This is a genomic window from Parasphingorhabdus sp. (assembly GCF_048269915.1).
In the GTDB taxonomy this organism is placed as follows: domain Bacteria; phylum Pseudomonadota; class Alphaproteobacteria; order Sphingomonadales; family Sphingomonadaceae; genus Parasphingorhabdus.
The window spans coordinates 624,420-648,387 of the sequence record NZ_JBLWTY010000001.1 but is presented as its reverse complement, the minus strand read 5'-3'; the positions used below and the strand labels follow the sequence as shown (position 1 = coordinate 648,387).

The window sequence follows — 23,968 nt, the reverse complement described above, 5'->3', positions numbered from 1 at the left end:
TCCACGTGGAACAATCATTTCCCGATACAGAATTTTCCGAACAGACCGTCGAGCATGTCTTCGGTGCTCGCCCGACCGGTAATGGCGTCGAGCGCCTGGCGGGCCATGCGGAGATGCTCGGCGATGATCAGATAATCGGGCTCACCCACGATAGCTTCCAGACTGGCGCAGGCGATGGCCAGATGGTCCGCCTGTCGCGCATTGACAGAAACCTGATCAGCGCCGGGTAAAATATCCTTTGCCTGCTTGATCAGAAAATCAACCAACGCATCCATGCCCTGCCCGCTGACCGGCGATATGGTGATCGCGTCAGATTCCTTCGGCCGGTGTTGTGGATGGTCACAGCGCGAACTGACCTCGACAAGCTTGTCCGAGTCCGGACCCTGGCCCTCGTCGCCCAGCCACAGGATGATATCGGCTGTGGCAAATTGCTGGCGCGCGCGGTCAATCCCGATTTGCTCGATGGTCTCGGCGCCACTCTCGCGCACGCCGGCCGTATCGATAAAGAGAAATGGTATCCCGCCCAGCGCAACCGGAACCTCGATCACGTCGCGCGTGGTTCCGGCGATATCCGAAACGATCGCCGCTTCGCGATCGACCAGAGCGTTGAGCAAAGTCGACTTGCCGCTGTTCGGCGGGCCGCCCAGCACGACCCTGATTCCGTCCCGCAATTTTTCCGCCCGCGGGCGCTGCAGCAATATATATATTTCATTGGCCAGTTGATCGGCGGCCTGCTGCAGCTTTTCGCTTTGCGCCGGTGCCACATCATCTTCATCGGAAAAATCCAGATCCGCCTCAACCCGTGCGGACAGTTGAAGGATTCGCTGCTGCCAGTCCTCGATCTTGCGGGACAGCGCGCCGCCCGCCGTGCGAACGGCAGCTTTGCGCTGCAATTCCGTTTCGGCAAATAACAGGTCCGACAGACCTTCGGCCTCAGCCAGATCCATTTTGCCATGGATGAAGGCACGCCGGGTGAACTCACCCGGCTCGGCCCTCCGCAGTCCGTCCATCTGCTCCAGCGCCGCCTCGATTGCCCGGATTACCGCCCGCCCGCCGTGACAGTGAATCTCGGCAAGATCTTCTCCGGTTGCGCTGTTCGGGCCCGGAAACCACAAGCATAGTGCCTGGTCGAGCAACTCATCTTTAACCATATTGGTGATATTTCTAAGAACACCGACACGTGGTTCTGGTAAATTGCCGCTCAGGGATTGCAGCGCTTCCCCCGCCAGATCACCGCTGATCCGGATGATCCCGATTGCCGCAGGCGGCTGGCCGCTGGAGAGAGCGAAAATGGTATCATCGGTGGTCATTTTGGCAGATCGCGGTGGCTAGTCGGACTTTTTCCGATCCGACCCGGATTTACCACCACCCGAGGACGCGCCCATGGCACCGGTCAGAAAAGACGAAAACATCTTCAGCCCCGCCTCGCCCATCGGCGCGATAATCTTGGTGAAATTCTGCAGCTGTTCGACCGAGTTGGCGCCCTGCAGGAATTTGGACATTTCCTTCACATAGCTTTCGTTGAGTTTGCCGACATCGGGCAAGCCGATCAGGCGACGTGCTTCTTCGGGTGTGCAGTCCAGTTCAACGGTAACTTTCATTTTGACGTCCTCTATCTGACCATTGAAGCGAAGTCCCCTCCCCACTCAACAGGTTGATGTTCCACCTTGCCTGACGCTGATATGGGGATATTGTGACCAAAGAATCAAGTGATGATGCAAAGGAGCTGTAAGATGGGCACGATGGAACCAGTGAAAACCCTGAATGGAGATGCAGAATTTCCCTGCTATATTGCCAAGCCGGAAGGAACGCCCACCACCGCAATTATCGTCATCCAGGAGATTTTCGGAGTCAATAAAGGCATCCGGGCCAAATGTGACCACTGGGCCAGCAAGGGCTATCTCGCCATCGCACCGGACCTGTTCTGGCGGATCAACGAAGGCACAGAGCTCGATGCCGATGTGCAGGAAGAATTCCAGACTGCAATCGATCTGATGAACAAATTTGATCAGGATCAGGGCATTCGCGACATCGAAGCCACGATCCACTTTGCCCAGACCGCGATTGGCAATCACAAAGTTGGCTGCGTCGGCTATTGTCTCGGCGGCCGGCTCGCCTTCATGACCGCCTGTCGTACCGATATCCGGGCTTCGGTCGGCTATTATGGCGTGGGTATCGACGGCCTGCTCGGCGAAAAACATGCGATTGCCCATGAAGTGATGATGCATATCCCGACCGCCGACGGCTTTGTCCCTGCTGAAGCGCAAGCCGCCATGCACGCCGGGCTGGATGACCATCCCAAGGTGACCTTGCACGATTATGAAGGACTCGACCACGGCTTTGCCGCCGAATTTGGCCAACGCCGGAACGAAGCAGCAGCCAACCTCGCCGACAGCCGGACCGAAGTCTTTTTCGCGAAGCATCTGGCATGAGCACCGCAGCCAATCTGAAAATCTGGCACGACCATATGGCCAGGAAAAGCGAGACTGGTCTCAGCGACCAGATTGCCGACGATGCGGTTTTCCACTCGCCCGTGGTCCATACGCCGCAAAAAGGCGCGCCGATCGTTATCGCCTATCTGTCCGCCGCCGACGTCGTCCTGGGCAATGAAAGCTTCCGCTATGTCCGTGAAATCGTCGACGAGAATGAAAATATGGCCATGTTGGAGTTTGAGCTCGACCTCGACGGCATTCACGTCAACGGAGTCGACATCATCACCTGGAATGACGACGGCAAGATTCAGGATTTCAAGGTCATGGTCCGCCCGCTCAAGGCGATCAACAAGGTCTGGGAAGAAATGGGCAAGATGCTGGAGAAGATGAAGGGTTAGGCCAAGCACTCCTTAACGAATATTGCACGCTGTTCGACACTGACTTTGGGCAGTTCTATTAGCGAATAACCATAAGAGTTCCATGCTTCCGTGACAGCAAAATATGTCGCTTTCGCTTCCTGCCAGTCCTGAATACGATCCGGATCACTATGGTATATTTCTTGCCACGGAGGTGCGACAAACACCGGTCCCGCATAACGATAATTTCGACATGCGTCTGCAAGTTTCTTAGGTCTTGGCAGTCCCATCAATTTCAGAAATCCGGCATTGTCGGGGAAACCTCGGTCAAACAGCCAGCTGTCATCAGAGGTCGCAGCATTTTGGAATTTCGCGATATCGAGATTCAGGATTTCGAGAGCATAGGAGAGCGGATTTTGACTCCGCAACGCATGTCCATTCTTTCTTGCCAGAACGGCGCGCCCGGATTCTGATCCAATAGCCAAACCTTCGCGAGACAATTTGTCGCAAAGTGTTGTTTTTCCGGATCCAGGTCCGCCCGTAATTACAGCAATATTAGCTGAAAATCTGGGCATCAAAACAGCGTCAATACCCCGATCGTCTGCTCGTCACCCAACATGCCCGAATAAATCATCTTTCCGGCAACGTAGACGATCACAGCCAGACCAAGATAGGCAATCCACTTGTAACGTTCGATATATTTCGCAATGACATTTGCCGCCAATCCCATCAAGGCCACCGACAGCAGCAGGCCAATAACCAGGATGCCAGGATGCTCGCGCGCGGCACCGGCGACGCCCAGAACATTGTCGAGACTCATCGACACATCTGCTGCCATCACCGCCCAAGCTGCAGCCCAGAAGCTTTTCCCGGCCTTTATACCGCTATGTTCGTCGCCCTCGATTTCCGGCGAACCTTTCGATTCTCCCTCGTGGAAAATCTCGCGATAGAAATTCCATGCCACCCACAGGAGCAGCAACCCCCCTGCAAGCACCAGACCGACAATCTGCAACAATTGCACCACGATCAACGCGAATAATATACGCAATATCAAGGCTGCCCCGATACCGATCAGAATCACCTTGCGCCGCTGCTCAGCCGGAAGACCAGCGGCCAGCGCACCAACGACAATCGCATTGTCGGCGGCAAAAACCAGATCGATCAGGATCACCTGCCCGAAAGCGGCCATGGCTTCCGGCGTCCCGATCTTGGAAAAATCGGTCAGGATGGCCTGCCAGATATCCGCTGGCGAACCGAGGCCGCCAGCTGCGGCGGAGAATATGGAGATCAGGTCAATCATCGAAAATACTGGGTCCGTAATAAGTTATTGCAGGCATAGGATCATAGAAAGCGTGAAGCAAGCCGCGCCAGCTCTGCCAAGGCTCGGACTGGCGAAAACCCGCGCGTTGCGATTCTATCCGGCACCATTTGGCCAACAATCCCTATCGCTCCGGCTTTCCGGATAATAACCGAAGTTCGATGAACCGAATACCGGACCAGGCACCAACCAACGGCCCGGCCTGCCTATTGGTTCATGCTGTCAAAGAAATCGTCGTTGGATTTTGAATCCTTCATCTTGTCGAGCAGGAATTCCATCGCGTCGATTGTGCCCATCTGCATGAGAATGCGGCGCAGCACCCACATTTTCTTGAGCTTCTCGTCCTCGACCAGCAGCTCTTCCTTGCGCGTACCCGATTTGCCGACATCCAGTGCCGGGAAGATACGCTTGTCGGCAACCTTGCGATCGAGCACGATTTCCGAGTTGCCGGTACCCTTGAATTCCTCGAAAATCACTTCGTCCATGCGGCTGCCGGTATCGATCAGCGCGGTTGCAATGATCGACAGCGAACCGCCCTCCTCGATATTGCGCGCAGCACCGAAGAAGCGTTTCGGACGTTGCAGCGCATTGGCATCAACACCACCGGTCAGCACCTTGCCGGAGCTTGGCACCACGGTATTGTAAGCCCGACCGAGGCGGGTAATCGAGTCGAGCAGAATGACAACATCATGCTTGTGCTCGACCAGACGCTTGGCCTTTTCGATCACCATTTCGGCAACCTGGACGTGGCGGGTAGCCGGTTCGTCAAAGGTCGAGCTGATTACTTCGCCCTTCACCGAACGCTGCATATCGGTGACTTCTTCCGGCCGTTCGTCAATCAGCAAGACCAGCAGATAGACTTCCGGATGATTGTCGGTAATGGCCTTGGCAATATTCTGCAGCAGCACGGTTTTACCGGTCCGCGGCGGTGCCACGATCAGGGCTCGCTGGCCCTTGCCTTGCGGCGAGATAATATCGATCACCCTCGCCGACTTGTCTTTTTCCGTTGGGTCGAGGCTGTCGAGCTTGAGCTTTTCATCGGGATAGAGCGGTGTCAGATTGTCGAAATTGACCCGGTGACGCACAGCCTCGGGATCATCGAAATTGATCGAGGTCAGCTTGGTCAGCGCAAAATAGCGCTCGCCATCGCGTGGTGCCCGGATTTCACCTTCGACCGTGTCACCGGTGCGCAGACCGAATTTGCGGACCTGGTTGGGCGACACATAAATATCATCGGGACCGGCGAGATAATTGGCATCCGGCGAGCGCAGGAAACCAAATCCGTCGGTCAATACTTCGATCGTGCCGACGCCCATGATCTGCTCGTCATTGTCCGCCAGTTCCTTGAGGATGGCGAACATCAGATCCTGTTTGCGCAGGGTGGAGGCACCTTCGACACCCAGCTCTTCCGCCATCGAGACAAGGTCAGCGGGCGATTTTTCTTTTAATTCTTTCAAATGCATGGAAGTTTTTCCAAATATGTCAGGAGTTTATATATAGATTTAACATGTGTGCAGCTCTTCGCTGTCTTGGTTTCACATGGAAAGACGCCCGGACGGGCTTTGGCGTTTAATTACGCCCTTGTGATTTACGTGTCAACAAGTGCCGATCAGAACGGCTTGATAATCACCAGGATGACAATGATCGCCGCAGCTATGCCCGGCACTTCGTTAACCATCCGCAAGGTCTTGTCGGTCATCGTCCGTTCACCCCTGGCCAGCTTCTTCACGTAGGAGATCATCCAGCCATGATAGCCGGTCAGCAACAGCACGACGAGCAGCTTGGCATGAAACCAGCCCTGGTTGAACGCACCGATATTATAAGCCAGCAGCAATCCGACCACCCAGACAATGATCAGCGACGGATTGAGAATGATCTTGCGCAATTTTCCCTCTCGCTCGATCCATTTGCCATCCTCTTCCGAACCCACCGCTGTTTCCTGGTGATAGACGAAAAAGCGCGGCATCATGAACAGACCTGCCATCCAGAAGATCACGAAAATAAGATGTGCGGATTTGAGCCAGAGATAGAGCATGGTCAGATATTCGTTCATCGCCTCACAAGTGTAAGCAGCTTTTCGACATGTTCAATGGGTGTGTCAGGCAAAATCCCGTGACCCAGATTGAAAATATGCGGACGGTCGCTGAAAATATCGAGAATATTGCGGATAGATTGTTCGAGTGCCGAACCTCCGGCGATCAGCGCCAACGGATCGAGATTGCCTTGCACAGGCAGGTCCTTCGGCAGATTTTGATCAGCCCATAAAGGATCAACGGTTTCGTCGAGACCAATCGCGCTGGCTCCGGTTTCCTGCGCATAAGCGACTAGTTTCGCACCCGCGCCCTTGGGAAAGCCGATGATGGGCAAGTCGGGATGCACTGCCTTCAGTCGTGAAATAATTGCCGCATTGGGTGCAATCACCCATTTTTCAAACTGCGCCGGGGACAGCGAGCCTGCCCAGCTGTCGAACAACTGCACGGCATCCACACCCGCCTCGATCTGGCCAAGCAGATATTCTACCGTATTTTCTATAATCGCGTCGATCAGTTCGGCGAAAGCAGCTTCATCCTGATAGGCAAAGCGACGGGTCGCAGCCTGATCCTTGCTGCCCTGACCGTTGACCATATAAGTCGCGATCGTCCAGGGGCTTCCTGCAAAGCCCATGAAGGTTGTTTTATCATCGAGCCGTTCAGCAACCCGACGAACCGTCGCGTATATGGCCTCAAAATGCTCAGGAGCGCTCTCCAGAGACGTCAAAGACGCATCCAGTAGCCTGGGTGCCAGCCGTGGGCCTTCTCCTGCCTCAAACCAGAGTTTTTGACCCATCGCATGAGGCACGATCAAAATGTCAGAAAACAGGATTGCGCCGTCAAAACCAAAACGATCAATCGGTTGCAATGTCACTTCTGCAGCAGCTTCAGCATCATAGCAAAGTTCGAGAAATCCGCCTTTCTGCGCTCGCAATTCCCGATATTCCGGCAAATAGCGGCCTGCCTGACGCATCAGCCAGACCGGCGTTTGATCGGTCTTGTTGCCGAGCAGGGTCTGGAGCAGAATTTTCTGTGAGTCATTTTCGTTCGGCATAGAAAGATGGCTACCTATTATATTATCTTAGTAATTATATTAGATTGATGTTGATGATAGAGCGTGGAAAAGGCGGTAACCCGCAACCGTCGCAAATACAAACAGATTGACAGATGAGTGCTAACGTAAATTGAACCGATTCTGAAACTTGCTCCCCGCTATCCACAGGCTGTTGATGAAATCGATCAATGTTGGTTCGCTGTGGATGGATTTGCCGGAATCGGGGAAGAATATTCCGGGTCCGGTTATCCCCATTTTCATCCCTTGCTTTATCCCCCGTGAAATCACAAAGCTTAGAGGATGAACAGGCTCCACCTTCACATGCTTTCGGATTCCACCGGCGAGACTCTGGAAAATATTGCCAAAGCAGCCTTAGCCCAGTTTGATGGTGTCGAGATTATCAAGCATTTCTGGCCTATGGTCCGCTCGGAAAAACATCTCAACCGGATATTGACCGAGGTTGCGGACAATCCCGGGCTGGTCATATTCACCATCGTCAACCGCGACATCAGGGCGAAGCTGGAGCGAGAGTGCCGGCATCTGGGGCTGCCATCGGTCCCGGCACTTGATACCGTGACTGACGCGCTGTCCAACATGCTGGGACAAGAAGCCAAGGCCCGGCCCGGCCGACAACATATATTGGATGCGGCTTATTTTGCCCGGGTCGAGGCTATTCAATTCACTATCGCCCATGACGATGGTGTGGGATGGGAAAACTGGGAAGAGGCGGATATCGTACTCGCCGGCGTATCGCGGACATCGAAAACGCCAACGTCCATCTATTTGGCCAATCGGGGCTACAAGACAGCAAATATTCCGATCGTACCGGAATCGCCGCCGCCTGATTCGTTGTTCCATCTCAAAAATCCGCTGGTTGTCGGCCTGATCACCGGAGCATCGCGGTTGGTGCAGGTCAGGCGCAATCGTTTGCTCTCACTCAATCAGGCGCCGGAAACCGACTATGTCGATGAAGAGAAAGTCAAGGCCGAAACCCAATATGCCCGGCGTATGTTCGCTGACAATGGCTGGCCGATGATCGATGTGACACGGCGCTCGATCGAGGAATCGGCTGCGGCTATTGTGAATCTTTACAATGAACGGCACGCGGGAAGCAGTGATGGCAAGAAGGATCCGGGCGGTGAGTGAACCGCCTCTGGTGCTTGCCTCGAAAAGCCAGGCCCGGCGTGCCATGTTGCAAGCCGCTGGCGTGGTGGTTGAGGCAGTTTCCCCCAATGTTGATGAACAGGCGCTCAAAGAGGGTCTGAAAGATGAAGGTATTACCGCTCGCAATCTCGCGGATATTCTGGCTGAGGCCAAGGCGGTTCGGTTGTCACGGCGGATTGGCAACGCGATAATATTGGGTGCGGATCAGGTTCTGGCGCTGGAAGACGGGATGATGCTCGACAAGCCGGGGGATCCCGCCGAAGCCATTGCCCATCTGAAATTATTGTCCGGCCGGAAGCACAAGCTGTTCAGCGCCGCTGTGATTGCGGAACAAGGCACTCCGGTTTGGCGTCACGTCGATGTTGCGACTCTTTCTGTTCGGCCATTGAGCGATTTCTTCATTGAACAATATGTCGAACGGGAATGGGACAATATCCGCCATTGCGTCGGCTGTTATGAAATCGAGGGTCGCGGCGTTCAGCTTTTCTCGGCCATCACAGGCAGCCAGTTCACGATCATGGGACTGCCATTACTGCACCTGCTCGACTATCTTCGTATCCGGGGTATTTTACCATCATGACAACAGATATGCCTTATGCCGAAGTGATCGGTGATCCCATTGCCCAGAGCAAGTCTCCGCTGATCCACAAATTCTGGCTCGATCGACTGGGAATCAAGGCAGACTATCGGGCCTGCCATGTCGCGGCTTCCGAACTGGCCGACTATATCGCGCAGCGCAGCGCCGATCCGGCGTGGCGCGGCTGCAATGTGACAATCCCGCATAAAATTGCAATCATGGACCTGGTGAATGATCCGGGCGGGGTTCGGGAGAAAATTGGTGCGATGAACACCATATTCCGTCAGGAAGATGGCAGCCTCACGGGCACAAATACCGATGCCGCCGGTTTTCTGGCCCCGATTGCGGATGCGGACTGGGCCGGCAAACGGGCGGTGATTATCGGAGCAGGCGGTGCCGCAAGAGCGGTGATATTCGCGCTGAAACAGGCCGGGATTGCCGATATCACCATCGTCGCGCGCAATGGATTGAAAGCGTCGGGCTTGCTGATGCAATCGTCCGTGAAGGGCAGTGTGTTGCCAATGGACGCCAGATTGCCGACAGTGGATATTCTGATCAACGCCAGCCCGCTCGGGATGATGGGCAAGCCACCGCTGGAGCTGGATCTCGACCCGCTGCCGGACGATGCCCTGGTATATGATCTGGTCTATGCACCGCTTGAAACGGGCCTTCTGAAGGCGGCCAAACAGCGCGAACTGGAAATTGTCGACGGTCTGGACATGCTGATCGGACAGGCGGCACTTGCCTTTGAATTATTTTTCGGTGCCACACCGCCACTGGAGGATGATGCCGAACTGAGAAAGCTGCTGCTGGCATGACGGAGCATAACAAGCCCTTGATAATCGGCCTGACCGGTTCGATTGGCATGGGCAAATCCACGGTGGCGCAAATGTTCGTTGATGAAGGTATCCCGCTGTTCGATGCCGATGCGGCAGTGCACGAATTGCAGGGACCGGGCGGCGCTCTGGTCGATGCGATCGAAGCCTTGTTTCCCGGCAGCACGGATGCAGACGGGGTAAACCGTCAAAAGCTCGGTGCAGCGGTTCTCGGTGATTCCGAAGCCTTGCAACGTCTCGAACGGCTGATCCATCCAGCGGTTGGCGAAATGCGTCTCGCCTTTCTGGAAAAGCATCGCGACCAGCCCCTGATCCTCTTCGATATTCCGCTGCTGTTTGAAAAATCCGGCGAAAAGGGCATCGACCATATCGTGGTGGTTTCTGCGGGAGAAGACGAGCAACGCGCGCGCGTGCTTGCCCGTCCGGGTATGAGCGAAGAGCGGTTCGAGCAGATAAAGGCACTCCAAATGCCGGACGCGGAAAAGCGCCAGCGGGCCGATTCCGTGATTGATACATCCCTGCCGAAGGCCGAAACGCGGCAGCAGGTTCAAAAACTTGTCGAAAAACTGAAAGCTTCCCTTGCGTAACCCAAAGTTCGGTCCGATATTGAGTCTATGCGGGAAATAATTTTCGATACCGAAACCACCGGCTTTGACCCTCAAAATGGGGACCGGATGGTGGAGATCGGTTGTATTGAAATGATCGATCGAATCGAAACCGGCCAAAGCTTCCACTGCTATTATAATCCGCAACGACCGATGCCCAAGGCAGCCGAGAATGTGCACGGATTGTCCGATGTGTTTTTATCTGACAAAAAACTGTTCGCGGACGGCGCAGAGGAACTTCTGGATTTTCTGGGGGACGCGAAGCTCGTCGCCCATAATGCCCAGTTTGATTTCAATTTTCTCAACGCCGAGCTCCTTCTATGCGGGTATCAGGAGATATCCCGGTTTCGCATGGTCGACACTCTGGCGATCGCCAAGTCCAAACATCCTGGTGCCAAATTGTCGCTTGATGCTTTATGCTCGCGCTATGGCATTGATCGCAGTCACCGTGTGAAACATGGTGCGCTGCTCGACGCGGAATTGCTGACTCAGCTGTACATCGAATTGACCGGTGGTCGCCAGATTGGTTTGGGACTGGCGGAGGATACGGCTCGGGACAATATTGCAGCCGATCTGCAATCCATATCACAACCCGTTGAGCGCAAAATATTCATAGAAGCCCGTGAGCACCTGGCGAGCGCCGAAGAGCTGGCCCGCCACAAAAAATTTATCGAGGGCATAGAAGATGCTCTCTGGACAAAAGTGTAACTGTACCGCCCATTGCGTAACGGTGCAGAAAGAAGAGGAGAATATATATGGAAGTTCGTGTTTCAGGACATCAGGTTGACACTGGCGATGCGTTGCAAACCCATGTTGAGGATCGGATGAATGCGATTGCCAACAAATATTTTTCCAAGGCGCTTTCGGCCCATGCGACTTTTGGCAAGGCACCCCATGCGCAATTTAAATGCGACATTGTCACTCATGTGATGCAGGGACTGATGCTGAAAGCGGAAGCAGAAGCTGGCGATGCCCATCAGGCTTTCGAACAAGCCGCAGACAAGATCGAAAAACAGCTGCGCCGTTACATGCGCCGGCTCAATGACCATCATGTCCAGGCACAATATGCCGCGAAACAGGAAGAGGCAGCCTATCGGGTATTTGACTTGCCGGAAGAGGAAGAGGAGGATGAATCAAATGGTGAGTCTCCTCCGATCATTGCCGAGACCAGCACCAACATTCCCGAAGCCAGCGTATCAAACGCGGTTATGATGATGGATCTGCGCAATACCAACGCTTTATTGTTCAAAAACTCTGGCACTGGCGCCCATAATATGGTCTATCGCCGCTCAGACGGCACGATTGGATGGGTTGAGCCGCAAAGTTGATCGAGACCCATCGCCGCAAATAGGCGGCTAATGATATGTCTCTGGCGGTCGAGCCGATGCGCTCCGATGACCGAATTCTGGACTGAATAAGGGTTTGGCCGAGTTCTGCCGGGACAAGAGGAATGAAGGATGAGTATTTTGTCCGTTCGATTGGAACTCGCTGCCGTTCGGGATTGTCCTGGCGATTGCGGCAAGGATGATATTTTCCGGACGATCGCCAGAATCGGGCAGGACTGTTATCGTCTGGATGCCGAAACGATAGCGAAGGGATTGGCGGATCGAGAGGCCCTGGGGTCGACTGGATTCGGCCGCGCGATCGCTGTGCCGCATACCAAATTGGCCGAACTTGATCATTGTGTGGGCATTTTTCTCCGGCTTGCCGAACCAATTAATTTTGATGCGCATGATGGCAAGCCTGTCGATCTGATATTTGCTCTGCTTTCTCCTGAAAAAGGAGGAATTGAGCATTTAAAATCACTGGCTGCTATTTCCCGATTCTTGCGGGACGATCATTTGGTCGCAAAACTTCGTGGTGCGGCCGGACCCGATGCCCTTTATGCCTTGCTGAACAAGCGGCGCGAGCAGCAGGCTGCCTGATCTTTGACGATGACGGAAGAACCCGCAAATGGATCGGAAGGCGGCGGAGCGCAGGAACATTTCCGCGCGTTGGAAAGGCTCTATGCAGCGGCTCCGATAAACCAGCTGTTCAAATCCCGTCTCGAAATTACCAATGCCGGTCTCGCGACCATATTTTTTGATGTCGATGAGCGATATTATCACGCGGCCGGTGCGGTGCACGGGACCGCTTATTTCAAGATGCTCGATGATGCAGCCTTTTATGCGACCAACAGCCTGGTTTCGGACCGGTTCATCCTGACGACCGCGTTTAATCTGCTTTTTACGAAGCCTCTCAAGTCCGGCCCGGTCAGAGCGGAAGGCCGATGGGTTAGTGGCAAGCGCCGAGTCTTTGTCGCCGACGCACGGCTGATTGACGCCGACGGCGAGGAAATTGCACGCGGGACCGGAACATTCATGCGCTCGCATATCCCGCTGGCGTCGCTGCCCGGCTATAAAAAGGATGATTGAACCGCGGCTTTCTGCGGAAATAAAGGTCCATGCCCTTCTCCGATTGGTTAATCAGAATGGCGGATTTGCGGTTGTTCTGAAAAAAGGCGACCGAATCTCAGGTTCCATCCTTATCCAATGTGTAGAAAAAGGTGAGAACTCTAGGCTTCTGGAGAATATGCCGTCGCTTGATGGTGCCCCTAACTGGCAACAGATATGGCCACAAGCCACTGATAACAATAAGGAATTATCAGATTATATCGCGCAGCGATTCCGCTTTGATCCGGATATGTGGTTAATTGAACTGGATATCCCGGATGCGGAACGGCTCATCGCCCAAATGGGTCAGTAAACTTGACTTTAATAGCCAGAGCCATATTTGGCGCTCAACTTTGATGCGCAGGTTGCCGCTCGGGACGTCCGGAAGGACAAGCGGTAAACACGCAGACGGGGAGAACAGAAATGAGCTTGGTTTATAGTTTTTTGGCTCATTTGCGTGGTTTTAACGAGTATCAATAGACCGCCCTGATCTCACCGCATAAAAATACAGGTTTAATGAGAAAATTATTTCGAGTTACAAGCGCCCTGTCGCTTGCTCTTACTACAGTGGCGGCCCTGTCCGTCACAACCGATGCGTTGTTCGCATCGGAAGCCAATGATGATACGCCGGAATCCGAGATTTTCGTTGATCCGGCGTTGCTGGAAGAAGATCAATCCAATCGCGCCATCGTTTTTGCCGAGCAGCAAGAAGTGGTTGCTGAAATTCCCGAGGATGTCGTGGAATCGGACAAGATTGCCAATGGCGAAGCGGAACGCGTATATAGCGAAACCGGTGAATTTATCGATGACGGTGCCACCACGCTGCGTCAGCTGGTTCGCCAGCAATCGGCAGAAGGTTCATTGGATGCAGAAATGCAGTGTCTCGCCGGGACCGTCTATTTTGAATCCAAAAGCGAATCGCTGAAGGGACAATTGGCTGTGGCCCGCGTGGTTTTGGCGCGCGTTGCTTCCTCCCGCTTTCCCGATTCGATCTGTGGTGTTGTGTACCAGCGCCGTCAGTTTTCTTTCATCCGCGGCGGCAAGATGCCCCGTATCGACACCGGGCATCGCCAATGGCGCAATGCGGTTGCGATTGCCAAGATCGCGATGAACGATGGCTGGAAAAGTTCGGTTGAAGGGGCGTTATTCTTTCATGCACGCTATGTTTCCCCGGGCTGGAGGCTGAAGCGTCTGGCAACGATCGACAATCATATTTTTTATCAATAGTGATCCTAACATCACCGAATATATGAAGGCTCCCTCACGGGGGCCTTTATTTTGTTCTTTTTATGTTCTAGCCAGTTGCGATGATAACAATGGATGATTCGCTTGGTTTGCTGACTATGCCTGATGACCTGACCGGTGCGCAGGCCGTTGCGCGCGGCGTCGCCCGGATGTTCCAGCGGCATGATATCATGGTGTTGCCGGAAGTCAGCTTGCGGAACAGGCGACGGGCAGACCTGATGGGGATTGATGCCAAGGGACAAATTGTCATTGTCGAAATCAAGGTCGCGCGCAGCGATTTGCTCGGCGATGCCAAATGGATCGAATATCTGGATTATTGCGATCGTTTTTACTGGGCCCTTCCCGTCGGGTTTGATGCATCGCCGGTCGAGGGAGCGGATTTCCTGCCGGAACGCACCGGCCTGATCATTGCTGACGCCTATGATGCGGAGATGGTCCGTCCGGCTGCGACCAAGGCGCTTGCCCCGGCACGTCGCAAGACCGAAACCATGCGACTGGCTCGTCGCGCCATGCAGCGTGCAGCAATTTTTGGCGGCTGGCTCAGTCCTGACTCAATGTTCCCCGAGTCCAGAAGCTAGGGAGTCAGGATCAGCCTTCCGGTCCAAAGAACCGGCCTTCGGTTTCCGGCTCCCTTTTGGCGTCCGCCTTTTCAATCTCCGCCAATATGGCTGCAGCGCGACGATCCCGCATAGCATAATCACGTGCTGACAGTCCGGCGAGCGTGTCCGTTTGTTCCGGGTCGGCTCCATTTGCAAGGAGCACGCGTACCAGTTCCGCATCACGGAGCTGGACCGCCCGAATGAGGGCCGTCTCGCCCTGGTTGTTCGCAGCGTTCACATCGGCCTTCTTCGCCAGCAGAATTTTAACCCCGTCCACGAACCGCAACTGGGTAGCGAGCATGAGGGGAGACATACCCTGCTTGTCCTGCAGATTGGGGTTGGCACCCTGCTGCAGGAGAAACCCGATCCAGGCGTTGTCACGCCGTTCGACGACGATATGCAAAGCGGTCTGACCGGTGCTGCGATCGCGGGTGTTGACAATGACGGTCCCCGGCTGATTGAGAAATTTTGTTGCTTCTTCACCGTCGCGATCCTTGACCGCCTTCAGGAAGTTATAGCTATCTGAAAATTGTGCCGAGGCAGGTGCCGAAAAAGAAATTGCCGCTGCCAATATCCCGAGCAGCTGGAAGAAATGGCGTAATTTGCCGAATGGCAGTATGGCTGAAGGATATTTATCGAACATTTTAGCCCCATTATCTCAACCGGTAAGTCTTATCCCGGATCCGTTGCAATTACTGCCTATCAATTATCTGTTGAAATTGATCAAGTAGCAGACCATGTCTGGCCCCGTAATGAACAATATCATCAAATTTGCAAAAATGCTCCTGTTGACGGGATTATTGACGTCCATGGCCGCCTGTAACCCGGCGCCGGATAACGGCGCATCGGGTGCCGCAGAGCCGCCGCTGGCGGGCGCGAAGATTGGCGGCACATTCACACTGACGAACCAGGATGGCGTTAAAACCTCCGAGGAGCAGTTTAAGGGCCAATATCGGATAATCTACTTTGGCTATAGCTATTGCCCCGATGTCTGTCCGATCGATCTTGCCAATATTATGCTGGGACTGAAGCAGGCTGAAAAGGACAATCCAGCGCTGATTGAGAAAATCCAGCCAATTTTCATTTCGGTCGACCCCGAGCGTGATACACCGGCCGTGCTGAAACAATATGTTTCCGCTTTCCATCCGCGGCTCATTGGACTTACCGGCAGCGCCGATGAAATTGCTGCCGTCGCGAAAAAATATCTGATTATCTATGACATCCGGAAAGACGAAGGATCGACCGAATATCTCGTTGACCACAGCCGTCAGGCCTATTTGTTCGGTCCGGAAGGGGAGCCACTGGCTTTGTTGCCTTATGATGGCACGCCGCAGGATGTGGCGGATGAAATTGCCCGATGGGTGAAATAGGCTCCGACCAGCCATTCTGGGAATTGCCACTCGAATCGCTCGACCGCGCGCAATGGGAAGCCTTGTGTGATGGCTGCGGCAAATGCTGCTTGCTGAAAGCGGAGGATGAGGACGATGGCCAGATATATATGACCAACATTGCCTGCAAATTGCTCGACCTGCAGCAAGCCCGATGCAGCGATTATCGCCACCGCAAATTTCATGTGCCCGATTGCGTCCGGCTGACTCGCAACAAGCTGGAAGAATTTGAATGGCTGCCTGACAGTTGTTCGTATAAAATGCGCGCCCGCGGCCTGCCGTTACCGGCATGGCATTATCTGGTTTCGGGCGATCGAGAAACGATTCATAAGGCAGGCCAGTCGATCCGGGGCAAGGCCATACCCGAAAGCAAAGCCGGACCGCTTGAGCAGCATATTATCGATGCGCCTTTTTAGGTCATCGCGTTCTGAAGCGCTCGCCATCAGCCTCGGTGGCGTAAGCTATCCGCTCCAACTGCGGCGTTCCAAGCAGGCCCGGTCGATCATTGTCTCGGCAGATACGGTCAAAGGCGTCGTCCGCCTGACACTGCCCACTTATGCTTCGGAACATCAGGCCCTGCGCTTTGCCCAGTCCAAATCCGACTGGCTCAACGCCCGCTTTGCCGAAGCCGTACCACCGGTTCCGATCGAGGACGGCAGCCAGATCGCTTTTCTGGGTGAACCGCATATCATTCGCTGGTCACCGGATTTTGCGCGTGCGCCGCTCCTCGTGGACGGAGAAATTCGACTGGGCGGACCCGCCGAGCATGTCGAATCCCGTATTCTTCGCTGGGCCAAGGCTCAAGCCCGCACGATTTTTGCCGAAGATCTGCAATATTATTGCACTCGCGCCGGTTTTGATATGCCGCGACTGGCGGTGGGCGATGCGCGGCGTCGTTGGGGCAGTTGTTCCGGGAATCGGTCTATCCGGCTGAGTTGGCGGCTGGTCATGGCACCACCCCATGTGCGCCGATCCGTAGTGGCGCATGAAGTGGCCCATCTTAAACATATGGATCATAGCCCGCGTTTTTACGCATTGCTCGATCAAATATATGAATCGGATCGTAGCACGGCTGACCGCTGGCTCAAGCAGCATGGCCGCGGTTTGCATATGGTGGGAGCGGAACGACAATCCCAGCCGGTTGACTGAACCAGATGGCTATTGCGATTCCGAACGCAGGGCTTCTGGAATAAGGGATTCTGGCTGGTTTTGCGGAGGCTGTGGTTTTGGTTTTTTGACAGGAGCCGGCTCCGGTTTGCGGGGAGCGGGATCGCCACCGCGGCCAAGCACGGAATCGATCCAATCCTGATCCAGCCGGGGACCATCGGCGGCCTCGCCATCTTCCAGATCATATTCGATTCCACGGCCGGTTTCGATCGGCATGCCGTTTTCGTCCACATATATACCGTCTTCTGGTGCACCGAACAGTTCGCCGTCGTCCGGCTCCAGCTGCCATTCCGGCAATACCAGCTCGGTATCGAATTTCTCGACCTTGCGATTGGCGACTGCTACCTTCATGAACTGCGCGAATGCGGTTGCCGGCGCCCGCCCACCCTGCAAACCACCCACTGGTTTTGCATCATCCCGGCCCATCCAGACACCAGTCGTCAAGCCGCTGGAAAAGCCCAGAAACCAGCCATCCTTATTGCTGCTCGTGGTACCGGTCTTGCCCGCAACGGGGCGACCAATCTGGGCTGCACGCCCGGTACCAGTATTGACGGCGGTCTGCATCAGGTCCGTAATACCGGCGGCGACCCATGGATCGACGAGCACACGGCTACCATCAAATTTGCTCTGATACAGAATATCGCCCTTCATCGTCTGCACCTTGGTGATTCCGAATGGTGTGATCGCGATGCCCTTGGCGCTGATCGATGCAAAGGCACGGGTCATGTCGAGCAACCGCACATCCGAGGTACCCAATACCATCGACGGGTTGGTGTCGATCGGGGTGGTTATGCCAAAACGGCGTGCCATATTGGCAATTGACGAGGTTCCGATATCATTACCGATCGCCGCCGCGACGGTGTTTTTCGAGAAAGCGAATGCGGTCCGGACATCAATGTCTCCGGCATAGCGATCACCGCTATTGCGGGGCGTCCAGTTGCCGATGGTGATCGGTTCATCGGTCACTGTATCATTGGGCGTGTAGCCTGCCTCCAGCGCCGCCATATAGACAAAGACTTTCCAGGCCGACCCGGGTTGCCGCACGGCCTGTGTGGCGCGGTTATAGTTGGAGGTCACATAATCTGTTCCGCCGACCATGGCGCGCACAGCACCATCGCGGTCAATTGCGACGAGCGCGCCCTGGGCACCGCCCGGCACTCGAGACTGGATGGCTGCCGTTGCAGCGCGCTGCATGTCCAGATCGAGCGTGGTCCAGACTTCAAGCGGTTCCACCGTTTCGTCGATCAGCAAATCCAGTTGCGGTAAAGCCCAGTCGGTAAAATAGCGCACACTATTCTGCCGTGGTTCGGGTGCCATCTTGACCGACGCCGGCTTCGCTCTCGCCGCCTCGGCTGCGGAAATGACACCAGCATCCTGCATTACTTCAAGCACCACGGTTGCTCGTCCGATTGCTGCCTTGGCATCGGCGGTTGGCGAATAGCGCGATGGTGCCTTGACCAGACCGGCGATGATCGAGGCTTCGGCGAGGTCCAGCTCTCTGGCGCTATGGGCGAAGAAACGGCGCGATGCGGCATCAATGCCATAGGCACCACCGCCGTAATAGACCTTGTTCAGGTAGAGTTCGAGAATCTGCTCCTTGGAAAATTTTCTTTCCATGGCCAGTGCGAGCAATATTTCCCGGGCTTTTCTGCCAAAGGTGCGGTTATTGTTGAGAAATACATTTCGCGCCAGTTGCTGGGTGATGGTCGATCCGCCCTGCGCCCAGTGGCCGCGCTGCATCCGCACTTGCAGCGACCGCGCGATACCAATCGGATCAACGCCCGGGTGATTTTCGTACCGGCGATCCTCGACAGCGACCATCGCGGATTTCATCACGTCCGGAATGTCCGTATATTCCAGCCACTCGCCGTAGCTGGGGCCCATGGAAAACAGCTCCTTGCCGTTCACATCCAATACCCGGATCATCTGACCATTGGGGGAGGATTTCAAATCCTCAAAGCCGGGGAGAGAGGAGCGGACGACCAGCACCGCAACCACCAGGGCGATTGCCGCAAGAAAACCGGCTACAAGACCGAACTTGGTAAACCGCCACAGCCATTTGCGCACTGGCTCTTGCTGTTTGCTGCGTTTTTTGCCCCGCGCCATATAACTCCACTCACTAACCGCCGAATATAAGATTTTCTAGCGTGTTAGTGCCTTACTGCAGCCTGAACGGGGAAAGACAGGAAAAAATTCAATCCGTCTTCGGTTCAAAAGCCATCGCCGCGCTATTCATGCAATAGCGAAGGCCATTTTCAGCCGGTCCGTCGGGAAAGACATGACCGAGATGGCCGTCACAGGTCGAGCAGCGCACTTCAATCCGGCGCATGCCCAGGCTGTTGTCCTCGAGTTCCGTTACCGCTTCTGGATCAGCGGGCTCCGTAAAACTTGGCCAGCCGCACCCGCTGTCGAACTTGCTCTGTGATTCAAACAATTTGCTGCCACAGCCGGCGCAGAAAAACTCGCCATCGCGATATTCGGCGTTCAAAGCGCCGGTAAAGGCCCGTTCAGTGCCCGCTTCGCGCAAGACATGATATTGTTCTGGCGACAGCTTCTGCCGCCATTCTGCGTCGCTCAATATTGTTTTTTCCATATCCGGTAAATGGGCGTTTGATCGCAGCCGGTCAAGGGATCTGGCGCAGGACATACCTGCCAAAGAAGACCGAACTATCTGTTGCTGGCCGCTTTGCGGGCAATCAGCAGCAATTCATCCTCTACCAGCACGCGGTCCGGTTGACCGCTGCTCTTCATAGCGATCTCGAGTTGCAACACCCGTTCGATCAACCGTCCGATATGGGCAGATCGCCAGATTTGTAACTGCCGTTTGAAATGCTTCTGCTCTTTGAAAAAGACGCTGGGATGTCCGGCAACGGAATCGATGGTGCCGCCCTTGTCGACCTTGCTGCGCAGCTCCGCGAGCTTTGTCAGATGGCGGAGCATGATTCGAATAAGGCCGACTTCACTGAAGCCCTGCGCGCGCGATGCGGCAATCTCCTTCGCCAGCCGCGCGGCGTCTCCGTTGAGCGCGGCGTTGACCAGCAGGCTGATATCCTCTTCGTCATTCTCGGCGCCGAGCAGCATAAGAATATTGGCTTCTGGAGCCTTGGGACTTTCCGGCCGTGCATCAAGATATAGCGCAATTTTTTCGACTTCCAACCGCGCCAGCACAAGATCATTGCTGGTCAGGGCGGCGATTTCCTGCGCCATTTCCCGGCTTAACTGCAGGCCTTCGTCGCCGGCCATGGCCATGATCGCCCCGACGGCTTGTGCGGGCGTCGTTTCATAGCAGGTTGCGATCAAGGCATCCGGTGCCGCTATGATCGTCTTCGCCAGCGCGGTTTTGTCTCCCATGCCCGGTGCGATGACAAACACGGGATCGCCCCCTGCCTCACTTTCCAGCAAATTTTCAATCGCCGCCGTTGCTCTCACCGCTTCGCCGCTGTTCAGTCGCAATATAATAAAGCGCTTGTCCCCGAAGAGAGAGGCAGAATTGGCTTCGTCATTCAGCCGAGCGGAATTGTCGCTCACGTCCGTAACGGTCAGATCGACCCGTTCTGCCGATTGAGCCAGCGGCTTTACCAGTTCTTCGACAAGCGCCTGACAGCGGGTGACATTGGGACCGCATAACAGAATCAGTCGGACTTGATCGGCCGCGGCATGATAGCGCCTGACAATGTCTTCCGGCTTTGCCTTCATGGTACCGGCGAAACGGCGCCCTCATTCCGGGCGAACAGAGACAGCCGGGTCACAATCTGGTTGGCAACGCGGGTCGCCAGATTTTCCAGTGCGGTATCTTCTGCCGCGAGAGTCGCATATTCAGAAGAGACCACGTCAATGCCGGCATCCGAACCGGCAGTGGCATCGAGTACAACCGCTGAGTCGGACAGACGAACGAGCTGATAGCGGGCGCGCAAGGTTCTGCGCTCTCGGGTGATCCGGTCATCGCTGCGCACGCCAAATCCGGCAATCTTGTCCTCCAGCGCGACGATCAGCCGGTATTTTGCCTGCTGCCCCTCAAATGCCTCGAGCTGGTCCTTGAGCGCATTGCGCGTCAGCCACCCGGCCTTGCCGGCGATCGGTTCAATCTCGACATTGCCGAGTTGCTGGGCGACGACGCCCGTTGTGCCATTAGCATAGAGCGGCCGCAGGTTGCAGGCAGCCAGCATCGCTGACACTGTCACCAGAACGGTGAAGCGGGCAATCATCGCCTTCATATTACGATATTAACCAGTCGGTCGGGCACGACAATCACCTTCTTAATCTCAGCCCCATCAATGCTACGCTGCACCTTCTCGGATGCGAGGGCAAGTTCTTCGAGCTGATCCTTGCTGATGCCCTTGGCAACGGTGATTGTATCGCGGAGCTTGCCGCACACCTGAATCGCGATCGTTACTTCATCGTCGACCAGCAGGCTTTCGTCCACCTCCGGCCAGGACGCATCCGCGATCAGATCGCTTTCGCCGAACAACGCCCATGCTTCCTCGGCAATATGGGGGACCATTGGTGCGACGATCCGGGCAAGCGACTTTATTGCCGTGACACGGTCCGCAGAGGGCTGGGATTTCTCGATCAGATTGACCAGCTCGAATATCTTCGCCACCGCCTTGTTGAACGACAGGGCTTCGACATCCGCAGCGACGCCCGCCACGGTCTGATGGAGTTTGCGCCGGAGCGCCTTGTCCTCGCCAGCACTTCCGTCGGCTCCATCGGCTACGGATATGAACAACCGCCACAGACGCTGAACAAAGCGCCAGCTGCCCTCGATGCCCGCTTCCGACCAGGGCAGGTCCCGTTCCGGCGGGCTGTCGCACAGCATGAAGAAGCGCACCGCGTCGGCACCATATTGTTCGATGATCGGATCGGGATCGACGACGTTTTTCTTCGACTTCGACATTTTCTCGACCCGGCCGGTGGTGACCGGCGATCCGTCGGCAATCACGGCCCAGTCTGCGCCATTTTTCTCGACCTCTTCGGGCGAAAGCCAACTGCCGTCGCCATGTTTATAGGTCTCGTGCGTCACCATGCCCTGGGTGAACAGGCTCTCGAACGGTTCGGCAAAATCCAGCTTGCCGATGCTCGCCAAAGCGCGCGTCCAGAAGCGCGCATAAAGCAGGTGCAGGATCGCATGTTCAACGCCGCCGATATATTGCGTCACCGGCAGCCATTGCTTGACCACTTCGGGGTCAAAGGGCCGGTCGCCCGGCTGGCTGGCAAAGCGCAGGAAATACCAGCTGCTGTCGACAAAGGTATCCAGCGTATCGGTCTCGCGCCGAGCCGCCTTGCCGCATTTCGGGCAGTCGACATGTTTCCACGTCGCATGGCGCTCCAGCGGATTGCCCGGGGTTTCAAAATCAATATCTTCAGGCAGAACGACGGGGAGCTGGTCCTTGGGCACCGGCACCGGCCCGCAGGTATCGCAATGGATGATCGGGATCGGCGTGCCCCAGTAGCGCTGGCGCGAAACGCCCCAGTCGCGCAGCCGCCATGTGGTCTGCGCCTTGCCCCAGCCTTCGGCCTGCGCGCGGTCGATGATCGTCTGCGCGGCGTCTTCGACGGTCATGCCGTCCAGAAACGCGCTGTTCACGATTTTTCCGGAGCCGGTAAAGGCTTCATCGCCAGCGAACAGCGGGTCGCTTTCCTCACCATCGGAAACCACCCGTTTGACCGGCAGCTCATATTTGCGGGCAAAATCAAGATCGCGCTGGTCATGGGCGGGCACGCCGAATACGGCGCCGGTGCCATAATCCATCAGCACGAAATTGGCGACATAGACGGGCAGGTGCCAGTCCGGATCAAGCGGATGGGTGACGGTCAGGCCGGTGTCAAAGCCCTTTTTCTCCATCGTCTCCAGCTCGGCTGCCGTGGTCCCGCCCGCTTTGCATTCCTCGGCAAAGGCGGCGAGCGCATCATTCTGGCCGGCAAGTTTCTGCGTCAGTGGATGGTCGGCCGACAGCGCGACAAAACTCGCGCCGAAAATCGTGTCCGGCCGGGTCGAGAAGACCTCGATGCTGGCGATATCTTCCTGCGCCTGTGCCAGCTGGAAATGGAATTGCAGACCTTGCGACTTGCCGATCCAGTTCTCCTGCATCAGCCGGACCTTGTCTGGCCATGCCTTGAGCTCATTCAGTCCGGCCAGCAGTTCCTCGGCAAAATCGGTAATTTTCAGAAACCACTGGCTGAGCTTGCGCTTTTCGACCTGCGCGCCGGAGCGCCAGCCCTTGCCGTCGATCACTTGCTCGTTGGCGAGTACGGTCATGTCGACCGGATCCCAGTTGACCGCTGATTCCTTGCGATAGACCAGCCCGCCCTCAAACAGGTCGATGAACAATGCCTGTTCCTGGCCGTAATAATCGGGTTCGCAAGTCGCCAGTTCGCGGCTCCAGTCAAAGGCAAAGCCGAGCGTCTTCAGCTGGCTGCGCATGGCTGCGATATTGGCTCGCGTCCATTCACCGGGATGAACTTTCTTTTCCATCGCCGCATTTTCTGCCGGCATGCCGAAGGCATCCCAGCCCATCGGATGGAGCACTTCATAGCCCTGCATGCGCCGGAACCGGGCGAGCACGTCGCCCATCGTATAGTTGCGGACATGGCCCATGTGGATGCGGCCCGATGGATAGGGAAACATCTCGAGCACATAGCTGCGCGGCTTGCTGCTGGCGTCATCCGCCTCGAAAGTAGCCGCTGCTTCCCAGCGCTTTTGCCAGCGTTTGTCCGCCGCCAGTGGATTGAATCGCTGATCGGTCATTGCGGCCCCATGATATGGCA

At 55.6% G+C, this 23,968-nt stretch carries 29 protein-coding genes; 16 read left to right on the top strand and 13 right to left on the bottom strand.

The window, feature by feature from the left end; genetic code table 11:
* Window positions 1-14: 14 nt before the first annotated feature.
* A complete protein-coding gene (mnmE, locus tag ACN0WX_RS03075; protein ID WP_417620802.1) occupies window positions 15-1,310 on the bottom strand; it encodes a tRNA uridine-5-carboxymethylaminomethyl(34) synthesis GTPase MnmE in 1,296 nt (431 codons plus the stop codon).
* Between the two features lie 18 nt (window positions 1,311-1,328).
* Complete coding sequence (locus ACN0WX_RS03070; protein ID WP_417620801.1) at window positions 1,329-1,601, bottom strand: DUF6489 family protein; 273 nt, start codon at window positions 1,599-1,601, stop codon at window positions 1,329-1,331.
* 132 nt (window positions 1,602-1,733) lie between these two features.
* On the opposite strand from ACN0WX_RS03070, the gene ACN0WX_RS03065 reads away from it, so the two are divergent.
* Together ACN0WX_RS03065 and ACN0WX_RS03060 are read left to right on the top strand one after the other, a co-directional pair.
* A complete protein-coding gene (locus tag ACN0WX_RS03065) occupies window positions 1,734-2,432 on the top strand; it encodes a dienelactone hydrolase family protein (protein ID WP_417620800.1) in 699 nt (232 codons plus the stop codon).
* Window positions 2,429-2,830: a nuclear transport factor 2 family protein gene (locus ACN0WX_RS03060; protein ID WP_417620799.1), complete on the top strand. Its 402-nt coding sequence runs from the start codon at window positions 2,429-2,431 to the stop codon at window positions 2,828-2,830. Before ACN0WX_RS03065 ends, ACN0WX_RS03060 begins: the two co-directional genes overlap by 4 nt.
* On the opposite strand, the gene ACN0WX_RS03055 is transcribed toward ACN0WX_RS03060, so the two are convergent.
* The 5 genes from ACN0WX_RS03055 to hemE all read right to left on the bottom strand — a co-directional run bounded on the left by ACN0WX_RS03055 (window position 2,827) and on the right by hemE (window position 7,190).
* A complete protein-coding gene (locus tag ACN0WX_RS03055) occupies window positions 2,827-3,363 on the bottom strand; it encodes an AAA family ATPase (RefSeq protein ID WP_417620798.1) in 537 nt (178 codons plus the stop codon). The two genes, ACN0WX_RS03060 and ACN0WX_RS03055, sit on opposite strands and share 4 nt — an antisense overlap.
* The gene (locus ACN0WX_RS03050; protein WP_417620797.1) at window positions 3,363-4,088 is read right to left on the bottom strand and encodes a YjbE family putative metal transport protein; all 726 of its coding nucleotides are present in this window, start codon (window positions 4,086-4,088) and stop codon (window positions 3,363-3,365) included. The genes ACN0WX_RS03055 and ACN0WX_RS03050 overlap by 1 nt, the downstream gene beginning before the upstream one ends.
* A 224-nt stretch (window positions 4,089-4,312) precedes the next feature.
* Window positions 4,313-5,569: a transcription termination factor Rho gene (gene rho, locus ACN0WX_RS03045; RefSeq protein ID WP_417620796.1), complete on the bottom strand. Its 1,257-nt coding sequence runs from the start codon at window positions 5,567-5,569 to the stop codon at window positions 4,313-4,315.
* A 146-nt stretch (window positions 5,570-5,715) separates the two neighbouring features.
* Window positions 5,716-6,159, bottom strand: a complete 444-nt coding sequence (locus ACN0WX_RS03040) for a CopD family protein (protein ID WP_417620795.1) — start codon at window positions 6,157-6,159, stop codon at window positions 5,716-5,718.
* Window positions 6,156-7,190, bottom strand: a complete 1,035-nt coding sequence (hemE, locus tag ACN0WX_RS03035; protein WP_417620794.1) for a uroporphyrinogen decarboxylase — start codon at window positions 7,188-7,190, stop codon at window positions 6,156-6,158. The genes ACN0WX_RS03040 and hemE overlap by 4 nt, the downstream gene beginning before the upstream one ends.
* A 300-nt stretch (window positions 7,191-7,490) precedes the next feature.
* On the opposite strand from hemE, the gene ACN0WX_RS03030 reads away from it, so the two are divergent.
* From ACN0WX_RS03030 to ACN0WX_RS02980, 11 genes are all read left to right on the top strand, one after another.
* Window positions 7,491-8,336: a pyruvate, water dikinase regulatory protein gene (locus tag ACN0WX_RS03030; RefSeq protein WP_417620793.1), complete on the top strand. Its 846-nt coding sequence runs from the start codon at window positions 7,491-7,493 to the stop codon at window positions 8,334-8,336.
* Window positions 8,329-8,934, top strand: coding sequence for a Maf family protein (locus ACN0WX_RS03025; protein ID WP_417620792.1), 606 nt, complete (start codon window positions 8,329-8,331; stop codon window positions 8,932-8,934). Before ACN0WX_RS03030 ends, ACN0WX_RS03025 begins: the two co-directional genes overlap by 8 nt.
* Window positions 8,931-9,749: a shikimate dehydrogenase gene (aroE, locus tag ACN0WX_RS03020; RefSeq protein WP_417620791.1), complete on the top strand. Its 819-nt coding sequence runs from the start codon at window positions 8,931-8,933 to the stop codon at window positions 9,747-9,749. Before ACN0WX_RS03025 ends, aroE begins: the two co-directional genes overlap by 4 nt.
* On the top strand, window positions 9,746-10,354 hold the full coding sequence (coaE, locus tag ACN0WX_RS03015; RefSeq protein WP_417620790.1) for a dephospho-CoA kinase: 609 nt from the start codon (window positions 9,746-9,748) through the stop codon (window positions 10,352-10,354). The genes aroE and coaE overlap by 4 nt, the downstream gene beginning before the upstream one ends.
* Window positions 10,355-10,381: 27 nt before the next feature.
* A complete protein-coding gene (gene dnaQ / locus ACN0WX_RS03010) occupies window positions 10,382-11,080 on the top strand; it encodes a DNA polymerase III subunit epsilon (protein WP_417620789.1) in 699 nt (232 codons plus the stop codon).
* Window positions 11,081-11,127: 47 nt separating this feature from the next.
* Window positions 11,128-11,700: a ribosome hibernation-promoting factor, HPF/YfiA family gene (gene hpf, locus ACN0WX_RS03005; RefSeq protein WP_417620788.1), complete on the top strand. Its 573-nt coding sequence runs from the start codon at window positions 11,128-11,130 to the stop codon at window positions 11,698-11,700.
* Window positions 11,701-11,829: 129 nt separating this feature from the next.
* Window positions 11,830-12,297, top strand: a complete 468-nt coding sequence (locus tag ACN0WX_RS03000) for a PTS sugar transporter subunit IIA (RefSeq protein ID WP_417620787.1) — start codon at window positions 11,830-11,832, stop codon at window positions 12,295-12,297.
* Window positions 12,298-12,306: 9 nt separating this feature from the next.
* Entirely contained in the window at window positions 12,307-12,786 is a 480-nt protein-coding gene (locus ACN0WX_RS02995; protein ID WP_417620786.1) for a PaaI family thioesterase, read from the top strand.
* Window positions 12,779-13,117 carry a DUF1491 family protein gene (locus ACN0WX_RS02990; RefSeq protein ID WP_417620785.1) on the top strand — a complete coding sequence of 113 codons (339 nt, stop codon included), beginning with the start codon at window positions 12,779-12,781 and terminating at the stop codon, window positions 13,115-13,117. Before ACN0WX_RS02995 ends, ACN0WX_RS02990 begins: the two co-directional genes overlap by 8 nt.
* A 203-nt stretch (window positions 13,118-13,320) precedes the next feature.
* Complete coding sequence (locus tag ACN0WX_RS02985; protein ID WP_417620784.1) at window positions 13,321-14,031, top strand: cell wall hydrolase; 711 nt, start codon at window positions 13,321-13,323, stop codon at window positions 14,029-14,031.
* Between the two features lie 89 nt (window positions 14,032-14,120).
* Window positions 14,121-14,627 (top strand): MmcB family DNA repair protein, encoded by a 507-nt coding sequence (locus ACN0WX_RS02980; RefSeq protein ID WP_417620783.1) that lies wholly within the window; start codon window positions 14,121-14,123, stop codon window positions 14,625-14,627.
* A gap of 10 nt (window positions 14,628-14,637) precedes the next feature.
* Here ACN0WX_RS02980 and ACN0WX_RS02975 read toward each other — a convergent pair whose 3' ends face one another.
* On the bottom strand, window positions 14,638-15,291 hold the full coding sequence (locus ACN0WX_RS02975; RefSeq protein ID WP_417620782.1) for an ankyrin repeat domain-containing protein: 654 nt from the start codon (window positions 15,289-15,291) through the stop codon (window positions 14,638-14,640).
* A 94-nt stretch (window positions 15,292-15,385) separates the two neighbouring features.
* Between ACN0WX_RS02975 and ACN0WX_RS02970 the strand changes: the two genes are divergently transcribed.
* The 3 genes from ACN0WX_RS02970 to ACN0WX_RS02960 are packed head-to-tail and all read left to right on the top strand — an operon-like array spanning window position 15,386 to window position 17,185.
* Window positions 15,386-16,018 (top strand): SCO family protein, encoded by a 633-nt coding sequence (locus ACN0WX_RS02970; RefSeq protein WP_417620781.1) that lies wholly within the window; start codon window positions 15,386-15,388, stop codon window positions 16,016-16,018.
* Window positions 16,006-16,452: a YcgN family cysteine cluster protein gene (locus tag ACN0WX_RS02965; protein ID WP_417620780.1), complete on the top strand. Its 447-nt coding sequence runs from the start codon at window positions 16,006-16,008 to the stop codon at window positions 16,450-16,452. The genes ACN0WX_RS02970 and ACN0WX_RS02965 overlap by 13 nt, the downstream gene beginning before the upstream one ends.
* A complete protein-coding gene (locus tag ACN0WX_RS02960; protein ID WP_417620779.1) occupies window positions 16,439-17,185 on the top strand; it encodes a M48 family metallopeptidase in 747 nt (248 codons plus the stop codon). The genes ACN0WX_RS02965 and ACN0WX_RS02960 overlap by 14 nt, the downstream gene beginning before the upstream one ends.
* Window positions 17,186-17,194: 9 nt before the next feature.
* On the opposite strand, the gene ACN0WX_RS02955 is transcribed toward ACN0WX_RS02960, so the two are convergent.
* The 5 genes from ACN0WX_RS02955 to leuS form a co-directional block, all read right to left on the bottom strand.
* Window positions 17,195-19,309: a transglycosylase domain-containing protein gene (locus tag ACN0WX_RS02955; RefSeq protein ID WP_417620778.1), complete on the bottom strand. Its 2,115-nt coding sequence runs from the start codon at window positions 19,307-19,309 to the stop codon at window positions 17,195-17,197.
* A gap of 88 nt (window positions 19,310-19,397) precedes the next feature.
* Window positions 19,398-19,796, bottom strand: coding sequence for a peptide-methionine (R)-S-oxide reductase MsrB (gene msrB, locus ACN0WX_RS02950; RefSeq protein ID WP_417620777.1), 399 nt, complete (start codon window positions 19,794-19,796; stop codon window positions 19,398-19,400).
* Between the two features lie 74 nt (window positions 19,797-19,870).
* A complete protein-coding gene (gene holA, locus ACN0WX_RS02945; RefSeq protein WP_417620776.1) occupies window positions 19,871-20,899 on the bottom strand; it encodes a DNA polymerase III subunit delta in 1,029 nt (342 codons plus the stop codon).
* Complete coding sequence (gene lptE / locus ACN0WX_RS02940) at window positions 20,896-21,417, bottom strand: LPS assembly lipoprotein LptE (protein ID WP_417620775.1); 522 nt, start codon at window positions 21,415-21,417, stop codon at window positions 20,896-20,898. Before lptE ends, holA begins: the two co-directional genes overlap by 4 nt.
* The gene (gene leuS, locus ACN0WX_RS02935; RefSeq protein ID WP_417620774.1) at window positions 21,414-23,948 is read right to left on the bottom strand and encodes a leucine--tRNA ligase; all 2,535 of its coding nucleotides are present in this window, start codon (window positions 23,946-23,948) and stop codon (window positions 21,414-21,416) included. The genes lptE and leuS overlap by 4 nt, the downstream gene beginning before the upstream one ends.
* Between the last annotated feature and the right edge of the window lie 20 nt (window positions 23,949-23,968).

Bases quoted from the DNA above. Each gene is read 5' to 3' on its own strand.
- mnmE (WP_417620802.1), bottom strand. From the start codon at position 1,310: ATGACCACCGATGATACCATTTTCGCTCTCTCCAGCGGCCAGCCGCCT.
- ACN0WX_RS03070 (WP_417620801.1), bottom strand. From the start codon at position 1,601: ATGAAAGTTACCGTTGAACTGGACTGCACACCCGAAGAAGCACGTCGC.
- ACN0WX_RS03065 (WP_417620800.1), top strand. From the start codon at position 1,734: ATGGGCACGATGGAACCAGTGAAAACCCTGAATGGAGATGCAGAATTT.
- ACN0WX_RS03060 (WP_417620799.1), top strand. From the start codon at position 2,429: ATGAGCACCGCAGCCAATCTGAAAATCTGGCACGACCATATGGCCAGG.
- ACN0WX_RS03055 (WP_417620798.1), bottom strand. From the start codon at position 3,363: ATGCCCAGATTTTCAGCTAATATTGCTGTAATTACGGGCGGACCTGGA.
- ACN0WX_RS03050 (WP_417620797.1), bottom strand. From the start codon at position 4,088: ATGATTGACCTGATCTCCATATTCTCCGCCGCAGCTGGCGGCCTCGGT.
- rho (WP_417620796.1), bottom strand. From the start codon at position 5,569: ATGCATTTGAAAGAATTAAAAGAAAAATCGCCCGCTGACCTTGTCTCG.
- ACN0WX_RS03040 (WP_417620795.1), bottom strand. From the start codon at position 6,159: ATGAACGAATATCTGACCATGCTCTATCTCTGGCTCAAATCCGCACAT.
- hemE (WP_417620794.1), bottom strand. From the start codon at position 7,190: ATGCCGAACGAAAATGACTCACAGAAAATTCTGCTCCAGACCCTGCTC.
- ACN0WX_RS03030 (WP_417620793.1), top strand. From the start codon at position 7,491: ATGAACAGGCTCCACCTTCACATGCTTTCGGATTCCACCGGCGAGACT.
- aroE (WP_417620791.1), top strand. From the start codon at position 8,931: ATGACAACAGATATGCCTTATGCCGAAGTGATCGGTGATCCCATTGCC.
- coaE (WP_417620790.1), top strand. From the start codon at position 9,746: ATGACGGAGCATAACAAGCCCTTGATAATCGGCCTGACCGGTTCGATT.
- dnaQ (WP_417620789.1), top strand. From the start codon at position 10,382: ATGCGGGAAATAATTTTCGATACCGAAACCACCGGCTTTGACCCTCAA.
- hpf (WP_417620788.1), top strand. From the start codon at position 11,128: ATGGAAGTTCGTGTTTCAGGACATCAGGTTGACACTGGCGATGCGTTG.
- ACN0WX_RS03000 (WP_417620787.1), top strand. From the start codon at position 11,830: ATGAGTATTTTGTCCGTTCGATTGGAACTCGCTGCCGTTCGGGATTGT.
- ACN0WX_RS02995 (WP_417620786.1), top strand. From the start codon at position 12,307: ATGACGGAAGAACCCGCAAATGGATCGGAAGGCGGCGGAGCGCAGGAA.
- ACN0WX_RS02990 (WP_417620785.1), top strand. From the start codon at position 12,779: ATGATTGAACCGCGGCTTTCTGCGGAAATAAAGGTCCATGCCCTTCTC.
- ACN0WX_RS02985 (WP_417620784.1), top strand. From the start codon at position 13,321: ATGAGAAAATTATTTCGAGTTACAAGCGCCCTGTCGCTTGCTCTTACT.
- ACN0WX_RS02980 (WP_417620783.1), top strand. From the start codon at position 14,121: ATGGATGATTCGCTTGGTTTGCTGACTATGCCTGATGACCTGACCGGT.
- ACN0WX_RS02975 (WP_417620782.1), bottom strand. From the start codon at position 15,291: ATGTTCGATAAATATCCTTCAGCCATACTGCCATTCGGCAAATTACGC.
- ACN0WX_RS02970 (WP_417620781.1), top strand. From the start codon at position 15,386: ATGTCTGGCCCCGTAATGAACAATATCATCAAATTTGCAAAAATGCTC.
- ACN0WX_RS02965 (WP_417620780.1), top strand. From the start codon at position 16,006: ATGGGTGAAATAGGCTCCGACCAGCCATTCTGGGAATTGCCACTCGAA.
- ACN0WX_RS02960 (WP_417620779.1), top strand. From the start codon at position 16,439: ATGCGCCTTTTTAGGTCATCGCGTTCTGAAGCGCTCGCCATCAGCCTC.
- ACN0WX_RS02955 (WP_417620778.1), bottom strand. From the start codon at position 19,309: ATGGCGCGGGGCAAAAAACGCAGCAAACAGCAAGAGCCAGTGCGCAAA.
- msrB (WP_417620777.1), bottom strand. From the start codon at position 19,796: ATGGAAAAAACAATATTGAGCGACGCAGAATGGCGGCAGAAGCTGTCG.
- holA (WP_417620776.1), bottom strand. From the start codon at position 20,899: ATGAAGGCAAAGCCGGAAGACATTGTCAGGCGCTATCATGCCGCGGCC.
- lptE (WP_417620775.1), bottom strand. From the start codon at position 21,417: ATGAAGGCGATGATTGCCCGCTTCACCGTTCTGGTGACAGTGTCAGCG.
- leuS (WP_417620774.1), bottom strand. From the start codon at position 23,948: ATGACCGATCAGCGATTCAATCCACTGGCGGCGGACAAACGCTGGCAA.